This is a genomic window from Lacrimispora xylanisolvens (assembly GCF_002934545.1).
GTDB lineage: Bacteria > Bacillota > Clostridia > Lachnospirales > Lachnospiraceae > Lacrimispora > Lacrimispora xylanisolvens.
This window is the reverse complement of sequence record NZ_PTJA01000011.1, coordinates 1-11,563: the sequence shown is the minus strand read 5'-3', so window position 1 is coordinate 11,563 and position 11,563 is coordinate 1. Positions and strand designations below refer to the sequence as shown.

Genomic DNA, 11,563 nt, shown 5'->3' with positions numbered 1-11,563 from the left:
ATAGCATAGCCATAACAGATAGGCAAAATATTTTGTCCCTATTCTTCTGGCTCTTCCTCGTAAGAATGCTGGGCTGCAATTGGTCTTACAGTAATACCATTAATTTCCACATGTTCACTGATGCCGATAACAATACAGGGACGCCCCTCGATCATCCGGTTTTCCACAAGATAAGTTTTATCCGGTGCTACCTTAATACTCACATCTGTGGTCTTGATTTCAAAGCTCCTTGCATTGACAATATTGGAAGCAAGAAATCCCGGATTTTTCTCCTGTTCATCCTGAGTGAACCGCTGCTCTAATTCCTCAAGCTTTTCCTGGGATGCGCCATTGTTCTCCAGAAGCTTCTTCATCTGGTATTTATCGATAGTAAAGGGTGCTGGTTCATCTTTTGTCTCTTCCAGCATCTCATTGATGGTTTCATGAATGTTCTTTACTGTCTCAAAATCACAGTTTTCTCCCAGAGTCTCCTCAATGATGGTCTGGAAGGTCTCCTTCTGGCTCTTTGCTGTCATTGGAATTACGCAGCCTAAGAGTTCGTCGATCATTCGTTCCGGCAGCAGTTCCGGATTCTTGGAATAATAAACAAGTCCATGAATATCCGTATTACGGTCTGTAAATGCAGGAAATAAAAATCCGGTCTCCGGAGCTTCCACGATCCAGTCTCTGTTTCTGTTCTCGATCACATTGGCCTGAGAGTTATAACAAAGACCTGCCTTTGACAGCTTCACCGGACAGATGGTGCACTGGATAAATTCATAGACAAAATCAGAGGCGTCGTACATCTCCAGTCCGTCGGAGGATCTTGCCGGTATATCATAGGCACAGTGAATCAGGATGATGTAATAGTTCTCGCCGTAATCATAGCTTGCGATCACCTTATCGTAAAATTCTTCAATCAGGCTGTCATCTTTTAACTGGCTGTCCCTTAGTTTTAATAAAAAATTCTGTGTTCCGCCCTCTTCTTCTGTATGGAGAGGAAATTCCATATTTACCAGATTTTTTCCCAATGTACCGGAAAGGGCGCTTTTAAAAATGGTAAAATATTTAAATGCTTCCTCTTCCGGAAGAGAGAGAAAGGCCTCCTTTAATTCTGTCCGCTTATTCTTTTCTGCGTCAACATAGCAGCCGCAGATCCGGCTGATGGCGCAGTTCGCCGGGGTAAAAAGCTTTTTTAATTCGCTTGCTTCTTTCTTGTTCATGAAAGGTACTCTCCTGTCTTAACGCTGTCTGTTTCCTTGGATACGACCAAAAAGCCCACGGACCAAAGGTCTGTGAGCTTTTTAATTCTATTTATTTCTCTGCTTTCCACAATCCGTGAAGATTGCAGTACTCATAGGCTGCCAGAACCTCGTCGCCTTCACACATCATGAATTTAGCAACTGGTTTGTCACCAGGATTTAAGATCTTTCTCTGGTTGCCCATCTTTGTCTCTAATACAATCCAGCCAATGAAATGTTCAGGCAGCATCGGATGCTCTACAGAACCAACCGTAACCGTAACGCTCTGGCCATCGATTTCGATCACCGGTACATGTTTCTCAGTGGCTGCATCTGTGGTATTGGCTTTCAACTCCTGCATGTTATCTCCGCAACAGGTAATTGTACCGCCTTTTTCTTCTACAACCGCTACAATATTTCCGCAATGATTACACTTTAAAAACTTCATGTGAATACCCTCCTTTTTCTTCTGACTGCTGTGATTTTGCATGGTAATTATACCATAAATCCCACAATCTTACAACACAATCCTCCTTTATCCGATTGACCAGTTCTGGCTTTGATTCTGCAAGTCCGTCATATGACGGTAGATTCCATTCTTCCTGTATAGAACCTCCGGACTTCCCTCTTCTGCCACTTTGCCGTCTTTTAATACCACTATTTTATCTGCCTGGGCAACTGTTCTCATCCGGTGGGCGATAATAAGAACGGTTTTATTCCGAATCAGATTTGATATGGCGCTCTGTATGAGAGATTCATTTTCTACGTCCAGGGAGGCTGTGGCCTCATCAAGTATAATAACTGGCGCATCTTTTAATAACGCCCTTGCAATGGACAGCCGCTGCCGCTCTCCACCAGAAAGTGCTGACCCGTTCTCACCGATCCTGGTCTGAAAACCTTCCGGCAGCCGGTGGATAAAATCCATGCACTGAGCCGCTTTCGCTGCTTCCATGACTTCTTTGTCCGATGCATCCTTTCTGCCGATCCGGATATTTTCCATAACTGTATTGTTAAAAAGCATCACATCCTGAAATACCACAGAGATATGCTTTAAGAGATATTCCGGATCAATCCCCTTTACATCCATTCCCCCGATGGTAACCCTTCCTTTTTCCACATCCCAGAAACGTGCTGCCAGTCTTGCAGCCGTACTTTTGCCGCCGCCGGAAGGGCCAACCAGTGCGGTAACCTGCCCCTGTCTGGCGCAGAAAGAGATGTCCTCCAGTACAGTTTCATTCTGGTGATAGGAAAATCCCACATGATCATACACGATATCATATCCACTGAGTTTTCTGATTTCTTCCCCCTCCTGTACCGGTTCCTCCTCAATGGCTTTCATTCGTTCTACCTGCAGCAGGGTGGAATAGACAGCCGATAAATTATTCAGACAGCCGGTCAGGGGACCGTAAATACGGGTAGCTGCAACCATGAACATAAGAAATACCATAAGATCCAGCTTTCTCTCTGTCATGAGAAATGCACCCGTAAGAACGGTTGTTGCCATACCGAGGCGTAATACCATCTGGGAAGCCGTTACAAAGCTGCCGTTTAATACTTCCATCCGGACAGTCCCTTTCTCAACCGCAATGATTTTTGAATCCAGATCCTTTAAATAAGTCTCCCGCTGGTTATTGGCTTTTATATCCTGAATATTTTCAATACACTCCTGAATTCCATCGGAAGCTGCCAGCTTCTTCTTTTTTTCTTTCCGCTCCATCCGGTCAATGAGAGGTCTGGTCCCCGCTGATAGCATAAATGCCGCAGGAATCACCCACAAAAGTGCCAGAGCCATTTTCACATCCAGAAAAAACATTCCCAGTCCTACTAAGGCGGTAGAAAGCAGGGCACCGATCAGTTCTGGTATAAAGTGGGAAAATGCAGTCTCCATCCAGGCACAGTCCCCCATTATGGTAGTGGTTAAATCTGCCAGATCCCTTTTTCCAAAGAACGACAGAGGAATCTTTCTTAACTTTTCTGCCAGCCGTATGCGCAAATTGGCGCTTTCCTGATACGAAGCAAGAAAGGTTCTATTATACTGTATATATTGAAGGATAAAAATAAGAATCAGAAAGAGTATGCTAAGCCCGATAAATCCAAAAAGTCCTATTTGTACTCCCTTTCCTCCTGTTACAGGCGTCAGCAGTTTCTCAAGAAAAAGAATTAATAGTCCCATGGGAAAAATAAGTCCTAAATTTGCCGCTGCACAGGCAAATACTGCCTTTGTCAGATCTCTCCCTCCCTGTTCACTAAGAGCAAACCGTCTCTGTAAATACTTACTCATGTTTTTCACCTACTTTCCATGAAACTGAGGTCTGATAGTCCTTCCACATAGCAGCATACAGCCCCTGCTTTTGAATCAGTTCCTCATGGTTTCCTTCCTCCTCGATCCGTCCCTGATTCATCACTAAAATCCGGTCTGCTCCTCGGACAGTTGAAAGACGGTGGGCAATCATTAAAACGGTTTTACCTTTAACCAGGGTTTCAAATGCTTTCTGGATCTGATATTCATTGTCAGGATCAGCAAATGCCGTGGCTTCATCAAGAAGAACAATGGGGGCATTCTTTAATACGGCTCTTGCTATGGCAATTCTCTGACATTCTCCGCCTGATAAGTAAACGCCCTTGGTACCCACCACAGTTTCATACCCATCGGGGAATTTGTCAATAATGTCCTGACAGCAGGCTGCTTTGACCGCCTGCTCCACTTCCTTTTTTGTTGCTTCCGGCCTTGCAGCCCGGATATTATTCAGGATGGTATCTTTAAAAAGATGGCTGTCCTGGAAAACAAAGCTGATCTTCTCCATCAGTTTTTCCGTATTCATTTCCCTGATATCGACTCCACCAACACAGATACTTCCGCTGTCAACATCATAAAAACGGGGAATAAGACTGGCTGCCGTGGTTTTTCCTCCACCTGAAGGTCCCACAATCGCCACAGTGGAGCCCTGAGGGATTTGAAAAGATACATTTTGCAAAGCTGCCTCCTTTCCTTTTTCATAGGAAAAGGTAACATTCTTAAATTCCACGGATGAATCTTTTGGAATTCCCCCATATTCCGGTTCTTTTAAAGGCGGTTCTTCTATTATAACCATCACCCTGTTTAAGGCATCCTTTGCTTTTAACGTATTCTCACTGGTCCACATGATTTTATCCATCATAGTTACGCAGACCGGTGTAAACAGAACATAAAACAGAATGTCCAGAACCACTTTAAGATAAGAAGTTCCACGGCTTAAATCTGCGGTCAGAATCAGACCTGCCGGAATGAGAAAAGCAAAAATACCATTGATGCTTACGGTGTAGGCACACATGGGGATCCGCAAAGAAACAGTATAGTTAACTGCCCAGTTTTTATAACGGAGTATGGATTCATGAAAGTTTTTAAAGGAAAAAATACTCTGTTGAAATGTTTTTACAACCGGAATTCCTCTCACATATTCCACAGCCTCATTGTTCATATCCTCCAGTGCATTCTGGTACTGTGCCATGGAATTTTCCATATCTCCCATCAGCACTCTGGTTAAAACAAAAAGCCCGACTGCCATAGGCAAAAGACTGATCAGTCCAAATCTCCAGTCAAAAAACAGCAGGAGAAACAAAACGGCCACTGGTGTCACCATTGCCCCCGCCAGATCCGGAAGCTGGTGAGCCAGATAGGTCTCGGTCTGTCCGGCTCCATCGTCAATAATCCGGCGCAGTTTTCCACTGCCCATACGTTTCACATATCCCACAGGCAGCCTTGTTAAATGATGAAGTGCCACTGTCTTCATATTTCTGGCTGTACGGAACGCGGACAAATGGGTGCATAAAAGCGCACCGAAATAAATCAGCATACTGCCAAGTGCTGCCCCAACAGCATACCAGCCATAAGTGATCATCTCTCCTGCTGCGGGGACATCCGGCCAGGCGGTTACTGCAGATTTTACCGCCTTCCACATAAATAAATAGGGAAACAGCCCGATTACGGCACTAATTCCGGACAGAAGACACCCCAGCCACGTTAAATATTTGTAACTCCCTGCAAACGTAAGGAGCGTGACCTTCCCGGTAACCGGAAGTTCTGTCATCAGATTCTTTTTTTCTTCCACCTTTTTTCCTCCTCTGGCTGAAATTATTCGGCCATTAGTTAGTTTAAGCTAATTTCAGTTCAAAATAATATGGAGCATTAAAGCCCCATAATTTTTTTCCAGCCCGCATGCTGGAAGGTTCCAAGCACCAGCCCATAAGACAGAGCCTTCTCTCTGGGAACATCATGAGCGACAAACTCCCAGAGCTGCTGGAAAAACGATCGTGCTAAAATATGAATGATGGTGCTGTCAATCTCCATGACATCATGCCCCAGTTCCTTCATCGCCTCTACAAACTCCCAGGTTGAGGCTTCTTCAATCTCCGTCAGCTCACTTAAATAACTGTCACAGTATTCTTTGCTGCTTTTACAAAAGATCAGTTTAAACAAATCAAAGCGGTCATAAACATAATTTACCATCCATGGAACATTATCATCGGAGATCACATCAAGGGCTTCCGCCTGTTTTTCCGGGGGCAGTGCGGCAAATTCCACATGTACCGCTCTGTATTTTTCCATTAGTCCGTCTGCTGCATCTCCGGTCAATTCCTCAAAAAGCGCCTCCTTGCCTGGAAAATATCCATAAATCGCTCCTGTTGTCACACAGGCCTCTTTTGCAATCCGCCTTAAGGAAGCACCTTCATAACCATATTTTAAAAATTCCTGTTTCCCCGCTTCCAGGATAGCGAGGCGTGTATCATTTCCCTGAGTACTCATTTGTTCTCCTTTATAACACTGTTATATAACGATGTTATTATCATACAAAAAATGCAGGGCGTCAATACGCCCTGCCGGTTATTTTTTCTCAATAATATTTAAATCTAAACCTGACCGCCTTCCACTACCAGATTCTCCGGATCAATTTCATCTCCGTATACAGGTTCTAAGGTTTCTTTATAATCCTGATGGAAGAACTGCTCTCCTGCTAATGATTTAATTTCCCCATTCAGCCACTCTAAAAGTTCCGTATTGCCTTTCTGCACTGCCGGAGCGATGGTGTCAAGATTTCCAATGGATTCAATTCCTACTGTAAATCCCTTGTTTTGAATCGCCCATGCAAGAACTTCCGTATTATCTGTGGAGAACGCATCTCCTCTTCCGTCGGCAAGAGCATCATAAGCCTCCTGGTACTCATCAAACTTTAACAGCTTTACTTCCGGGTGATTCTGGGAGAAATAAGTCTCTGCAGTCGTACCTTTTACTACAATTAAGGTTTTATCTTTTAACTGGGAAACATCAGAAATCAGAGCCTTATCCGGTGATACCACTCCCAGCGCAACTTTCATGTAAGGAAGTGCAAAATCTACCTGCTCTTTTCTTTCGTCAGTCACTGTAAAATTAGCCAGTATGACATCAACCTTGGCAGATTTTAAGTATTCCACACGGCTTGCGGCTTCCACATAGACAAATTCCACTTTATCCTCACTGCCAAACAAATCTTTTGCAATTCTCTTTCCAAAATAAACATCATATCCCTGGATCTTACCATTGGAATCCACATATCCAAATGGATTTTTATCACTGAACACACCGATGCGGATGGTACCGGCTTTCTTAATTTCATCAAGAGATCTGGCTTTTGCAGAGGGAGAAGCCTCCTGCGCCGGAGCTCCTGCCGGTGCTTTTGCCTGACTGCAGCCTGCTAAAATCCCCGCTGCCATGGTAATTCCAAGTAATGCGCTTAATAATCCCTTTTTCATAAATAATATCCTCCTTTTCTATCGAGCTTCATAATGAAACATATTTAAAAATTGCTTTGCTCTCTCTGTTTGGGGTGAGCGAAAGAACTCCTCCGGACTTCCCTCTTCTACCACTACTCCCTGATCCATAAACAAAACCCGGTCTGCAACTGCTTTTGCAAATTCCATCTCATGGGTTACAATCACCATTGTCATTCCCTCTCTGGCAAGCTCCAGCACTACCTGAAGAACTTCCCGGACCATCTCCGGATCCAAAGCAGCTGTTATCTCATCGAGAAGAAGAATCTCCGGATGCATCATAAGCGCCCGCACAATGGCAACTCTCTGTTTCTGCCCGCCTGACAGCTGTCTTGGGTAGACCTTTGTTTTATCTGACAGACCGACCCGTTTTAAAAGTTCCTCTGCTTCTTTTGCCACCTCTGATCTTTCCCTCTTTTGAACCTTAATGGGAGCCAGAAGTATATTATCCAGAATGGTCAGATGAGGAAATAAATCATAGCTTTGAAATACCATTCCAATTTTTTGCCTCAACTCATAAACATCTTTATTCGCCCTGTCAATGACACGGTCTTTAAAACGAATGGTGCCGGAATCCACTGGCTCCAACATGTTTAAACATCGTAAAAAGGTGCTTTTTCCACAGCCGGAAGGACCAATTATTACAACCACCTCTCCCTTTTTCAGAGAAAATGTAATGTCGTTTAGAACCTTTAACCCATTTTCATAGGATTTATTCAGCTGCTCCGTTTTTAAAATTTCTTCCACATTCATAATCAATCCCTCAATTTCTTATCTAACAGAGCCGCTGCCCTGGAAAATGGATAACAGACTGCAAAATACATGATAAAGATAACGCCGTATACCCAAAGAGCTGCATCCGGAACTGTATAGCGGGAGGCGTCAATAATCTGCTTTCCTACCTTGACCACTTCAATTACGCCGATCAGAACCACTAACGATGTGGTTTTAACCATTCTAGTCAGAAGATTCATCATGGACGGTAAAAGCCGGCGAATGGTCTGAGGTATGATGATATGGCGGTAAACGCCAATCTTACCAAAACCCAGGGCATAACCACTCTGATACTGATGAACAGGGATGGACTCCAGTGCACTCCGCACCAGATCCCCCATTTCGGCAGTTCCCCAGAAGGTGAATACCAGCACTGCGGCGGTTCCTCCTGATAAATTCACATTTAAATGCTTTGCCGCCCCAAAATAAACCAGAAACAAAAGTACCAGCTGGGGCATGATCCGTACTGTCTCAAGATACAGACGGCAGAAAAAACGTACAAGCTTATTGGTACTGGTCATTACCATGCCAAACAGCATTCCAAGACAGATGGAAAAAAACATGGACATAACCGCAAGCTTTAATGAAACCCATAAGCCTTCCCACAGCCTTAAAAAATTATTTCCCTGAAACAGGATTTGAATTCCCAAATTCTGCATACCGCACCCTCCTTTCCAACAAGGTACAAAAAGCGGATACTGGCAGAAGAATCAGTAAATACGAGATGACCAGCATGAAAAGTGCCTCATCTGTTTTATAGTAAATACCAATCAGATCCTTTGCCACAAACATAAGATCTGCAAGGGCAACTGCGCTGAATACAGAGGTTTCCTTAATCAGGAAAATGATATTGGCACAGAAGACCGGAACGCTGGTTGCGATTGCCTGGGGAAGTATAATGAAACGGAATATCTGAAGTCCCGTCATACCCAGGCTTAAACCGGAATCTGTCTGGATCTTTGGAATCTGTTCAATTCCAGTGCGGAATGCCTCCGCCATATAACTTCCTCCAAGGAATGCCAGACCTGTAATGGCACAAGTCTCAGAGCTTAGTACAATTCCAATTTTAGGCAGACCGAAATACAGGAAAAACAGCTGGATTAGCAAGGGTGTATTTCTTGATATCTCTATGTACCCGTTCACAATGGCTGTTAATACCGGTATTTTAAAAATCTTTACCAGACTGCATAGCAGACCGATCACAACTGACAGCAAAATTCCAAAAAATGCAATGGTCAGTGTTAAGACTGCGGCACTGGCGTAAAGCGGCGCATACGCACGTATAAATTCAAAGTCCATATTGGTATCTCCTTTGATTTCATGAAAAAAGGAAGCAGATGAACGCCCATCTGCCCCCCTTTTTCCATGTCTGGTCTGTCACAGGAATTTGCAGGAAATCAGATATTCATATGCGCACTGGAAAAAACCGTATCTCTTCTTGCGAAGCATCTACAGCAAAAGCAACTCAGCCTCATATTTTCCAGTACCACCATAAATAAATGATTCATTTTCATTCTCCCTATAAACATACTATTTATATATGTATAATACTATGATGAAAACTATTTGTCAATTATTTTTTATCGGAAAATAGCTGGCACAAAAAAATACCCTGGTAAGCAGCTATTAACCGCTTATCAGGGCATATCTTATTTATTAGAAAGAATTTAAAGCTGGTCTCTTGTATCAGAAAGCTGGAACTGCATAATCAGCTCTTTTAACATCTGCATCTGGCTTAACAATTCTTCACTGGTGGCGGCACTTTCTTCCGCTGTTGCTGAGTTAGACTGGGTAACCATGGATATTTTCTGCATACCATCTTCTAACTGAGCCACACTGTCCGCCTGTCTCTTTAATGACTGGTATACCTTGGATACAAGTGTATCGATTGTATTGGTCTGCTCCACAATTTTTTCAAATACTACAGCAGTGGACTCTGTGTTTCGTTTTCCCTGGGCAACGGATTCCATGGTGCTGTGGATTAAATCCGTAGTCTGCTTTGCAGCATCTGCACTTTTTCCAGCCAGCTCTCTCACCTCATCTGCAACAACGGAAAATCCTTTTCCTGCTTCTCCTGCACGAGCTGCCTCTATGGCGGCATTTAATGCCAGAATATTGGTCTGGAATGCAATATCATCAATAATATGTATGATCTCCTGGATCTTCTTGGAGGAAAAATCAATGCTTACCATGGATTCCTGCAGCTTCTTCATCTCCTCATCTCCCTGTCTGGTCTCAAGAATTGCTGACTCCGTCATATCCTTAATGGTAAGGGTATACTGGGCATTATCCTTTATATGACTGGAGACCGTCTCCAGAGATGAAACCAGGCTCTCTGTGGTAGCCGCCTGTTCCGTGGAATTGGCAGCCAGATTCTGTCCTCCCAAAGCGACCTGGGCGGAGCTTGCACCAACCTGTTCTGCTGAACAGGCGATGTTTTTCAACGTGGCGTTAAGGGAAGACAGGATCTTTTTAAGGGCTGTCTGGATAGGAACAAAATCTCCCATGTACTCCACCGAACTTGTAACCGTCAGATCGCTATTAGCCACAGCATTCAGCACATGGGATATATCCATGATATAAGAACGAAGCTCTCTGATGGTATTGTGAAGTGCAAGAATTAAACGGGCGCTTTCATCTTTTCCTTTGGTGAGTTCCACATCATCTTGTAAATCGCCATGAGCCAGACGCTCAAGGCGCTGGGTTGCCTCAAGAATCGGCTTCGTGATCCGCTGTGCAAAGACTCTTACAATCAGAATGGATACTGCAAGTAGAAGCAGACCGGTAATCACACTCATCAGCAGAGTAAGGCGGACATTTCCTTCAATCTGAGTCAATGGAGTTGTCACAGCCACAGACCAGCCCTCCGGACCACTAAGAGGAGTATATCCCACCAGACGGCGGACCCCGTTGTAATAACTGAATCCCGTATCTGTCTTCCCATCCATCATGGCCTTAAAAATCTTAGCGGTTGGCTCATAGGAGGGATCCTGCTTTGCCAGTTCAAAGTAATCCTTTGGATTACTTACGTTGCCGGCATCTGGATGAATCACAGTTTTTCCTGCCTTATCTGTAACAAATGCATATCCGCTTTCTCCAATCTTAATCTTTGTCAGTTCATCGCTGAACGCTTTATAAGGGAGAAGACCGTAAAGCACTTTTCCAGTGCTGCCAATGGGAGCCCCAATATAGAACACGATATCAGTATCTCCCTTAACAAGTGGACTGGAAATACAAGTAACTCCGTTTACCGCCTGCTTAAAAAACTCCTGATCTCCAATCTGATCTCCTTTATCATTGTTCCCATTGGAATCAGCGATTGTAATATAATTAAAACCAGAGACCTGTGCTTCTTCTTCCAGAAGACGCTTCTGCTCTGCTGCAGAAGTTTTTCCGTCTGTCAGAAAACTCTTTGATGCAGTAATCTTAATCTGGTTCCTGTAGATGTCAAGTACAGAATCAATTCCCTGTTGATACGATGCTGCCAGATAGGATGAATTCTTCTTCGCTTCTTCAATAGAACTCTGATAATGAAAAATAGAAGTGAGAGCAGTTAGAAATCCAACTGTTAAAACCAATAACAATGAAACAAAAACTATAAGCTTGCTTTTTAAGTATTTCATAAATACTTACGCCTCCTCCGTTAAATAGTCCGGAAAGTAAACACCCTGGTGCTTTAAATCTCCGGAGTAAAAAAGTGTCTTCGACACTCTCAACTCCCCTGCCCCTCACTCATGAGGGGTTTGGGGTTTTTCTTTGTGCTACTTTATTGTAAAATTCTTTTA

Annotated in this window: 10 protein-coding genes; all 10 read right to left on the bottom strand. The window is 43.7% G+C overall.

What is annotated here, in order from left to right:
- Positions 1 to 38 precede the first annotated feature (38 nt).
- Positions 39 to 1,202 (bottom strand): DUF4317 domain-containing protein, encoded by a 1,164-nt coding sequence (locus BXY41_RS18575; RefSeq protein ID WP_104438370.1) that lies wholly within the window; start codon positions 1,200 to 1,202, stop codon positions 39 to 41.
- Between the two features lie 91 nt (positions 1,203 to 1,293).
- Complete coding sequence (locus BXY41_RS18570; RefSeq protein ID WP_104438369.1) at positions 1,294 to 1,668, bottom strand: desulfoferrodoxin family protein; 375 nt, start codon at positions 1,666 to 1,668, stop codon at positions 1,294 to 1,296.
- A gap of 87 nt (positions 1,669 to 1,755) precedes the next feature.
- Positions 1,756 to 3,501 (bottom strand): ABC transporter ATP-binding protein, encoded by a 1,746-nt coding sequence (locus BXY41_RS18565; RefSeq protein WP_104438368.1) that lies wholly within the window; start codon positions 3,499 to 3,501, stop codon positions 1,756 to 1,758.
- A complete protein-coding gene (locus BXY41_RS18560; protein WP_104438539.1) occupies positions 3,494 to 5,287 on the bottom strand; it encodes an ABC transporter ATP-binding protein in 1,794 nt (597 codons plus the stop codon). The genes BXY41_RS18565 and BXY41_RS18560 overlap by 8 nt, the downstream gene beginning before the upstream one ends.
- A gap of 98 nt (positions 5,288 to 5,385) precedes the next feature.
- The gene (locus BXY41_RS18555) at positions 5,386 to 6,003 is read right to left on the bottom strand and encodes a TetR/AcrR family transcriptional regulator (protein ID WP_104438367.1); all 618 of its coding nucleotides are present in this window, start codon (positions 6,001 to 6,003) and stop codon (positions 5,386 to 5,388) included.
- 104 nt (positions 6,004 to 6,107) lie between these two features.
- Positions 6,108 to 6,986, bottom strand: coding sequence for a cysteine ABC transporter substrate-binding protein (locus BXY41_RS18550; RefSeq protein WP_104438366.1), 879 nt, complete (start codon positions 6,984 to 6,986; stop codon positions 6,108 to 6,110).
- An 18-nt stretch (positions 6,987 to 7,004) separates the two neighbouring features.
- The gene (locus BXY41_RS18545; RefSeq protein ID WP_104438365.1) at positions 7,005 to 7,757 is read right to left on the bottom strand and encodes an amino acid ABC transporter ATP-binding protein; all 753 of its coding nucleotides are present in this window, start codon (positions 7,755 to 7,757) and stop codon (positions 7,005 to 7,007) included.
- A 2-nt stretch (positions 7,758 to 7,759) separates the two neighbouring features.
- The gene (locus BXY41_RS18540; RefSeq protein WP_104438364.1) at positions 7,760 to 8,437 is read right to left on the bottom strand and encodes an amino acid ABC transporter permease; all 678 of its coding nucleotides are present in this window, start codon (positions 8,435 to 8,437) and stop codon (positions 7,760 to 7,762) included.
- Entirely contained in the window at positions 8,397 to 9,077 is a 681-nt protein-coding gene (locus BXY41_RS18535; protein ID WP_104438363.1) for an amino acid ABC transporter permease, read from the bottom strand. The genes BXY41_RS18540 and BXY41_RS18535 overlap by 41 nt, the downstream gene beginning before the upstream one ends.
- A 368-nt stretch (positions 9,078 to 9,445) precedes the next feature.
- Positions 9,446 to 11,401 carry a methyl-accepting chemotaxis protein gene (locus BXY41_RS18530; protein WP_104438362.1) on the bottom strand — a complete coding sequence of 652 codons (1,956 nt, stop codon included), beginning with the start codon at positions 11,399 to 11,401 and terminating at the stop codon, positions 9,446 to 9,448.
- Between the last annotated feature and the right edge of the window lie 162 nt (positions 11,402 to 11,563).

Bases quoted from the DNA above. Each gene is read 5' to 3' on its own strand.
- BXY41_RS18575 (WP_104438370.1), bottom strand. From the start codon at position 1,202: ATGAACAAGAAAGAAGCAAGCGAATTAAAAAAGCTTTTTACCCCGGCG.
- BXY41_RS18570 (WP_104438369.1), bottom strand. From the start codon at position 1,668: ATGAAGTTTTTAAAGTGTAATCATTGCGGAAATATTGTAGCGGTTGTA.
- BXY41_RS18565 (WP_104438368.1), bottom strand. From the start codon at position 3,501: ATGAGTAAGTATTTACAGAGACGGTTTGCTCTTAGTGAACAGGGAGGG.
- BXY41_RS18560 (WP_104438539.1), bottom strand. From the start codon at position 5,287: ATGACAGAACTTCCGGTTACCGGGAAGGTCACGCTCCTTACGTTTGCA.
- BXY41_RS18555 (WP_104438367.1), bottom strand. From the start codon at position 6,003: ATGAGTACTCAGGGAAATGATACACGCCTCGCTATCCTGGAAGCGGGG.
- BXY41_RS18550 (WP_104438366.1), bottom strand. From the start codon at position 6,986: ATGAAAAAGGGATTATTAAGCGCATTACTTGGAATTACCATGGCAGCG.
- BXY41_RS18545 (WP_104438365.1), bottom strand. From the start codon at position 7,757: ATGAATGTGGAAGAAATTTTAAAAACGGAGCAGCTGAATAAATCCTAT.
- BXY41_RS18540 (WP_104438364.1), bottom strand. From the start codon at position 8,437: ATGCAGAATTTGGGAATTCAAATCCTGTTTCAGGGAAATAATTTTTTA.
- BXY41_RS18535 (WP_104438363.1), bottom strand. From the start codon at position 9,077: ATGGACTTTGAATTTATACGTGCGTATGCGCCGCTTTACGCCAGTGCC.
- BXY41_RS18530 (WP_104438362.1), bottom strand. From the start codon at position 11,401: ATGAAATACTTAAAAAGCAAGCTTATAGTTTTTGTTTCATTGTTATTG.